At 60.9% G+C, this 281-nt stretch carries 1 protein-coding gene; it reads right to left on the bottom strand.

Annotated features, from left to right (window positions below; translation table 11 throughout):
* On the bottom strand, positions 1-253 hold a 253-nt coding region (locus ISP15_RS18510; protein WP_404549494.1), incomplete at its 3' end, for a transposase.
* Between the last annotated feature and the right edge of the window lie 28 nt (positions 254-281).

Below are 281 nucleotides of genomic sequence, written 5' to 3'. Positions count from 1 at the left end.
CCCGGCGCAGCTCCTTGACCTCGCGTTCCAGCTCTTTGACGCGCTTGGCTTCAGCGGTGGTCACACCGTCTCTCACCCCGGCATCGACCTCTTGCCGCTGTACCCACGTCAGCAGTGTTTGCGGCACACAGCCGATCTTCAGCGCGATCGACTCGACCGCCGCCCACAACGATGGGTATTCACCACGGTGCTCCTGCACCATCCGCACCGCACGCTCGCGGACTTCCGGGGAAAACTGTTTTAACTTTGTCATGGCTCCATTCTCTCAAGAGTTGGAGCCT

This window comes from Dyella jejuensis, from assembly GCF_044904675.1.
Taxonomy (GTDB): domain Bacteria; phylum Pseudomonadota; class Gammaproteobacteria; order Xanthomonadales; family Rhodanobacteraceae; genus Dyella_B; species Dyella_B jejuensis.
This window is presented reverse-complemented; position numbering and strand designations above follow the sequence as displayed.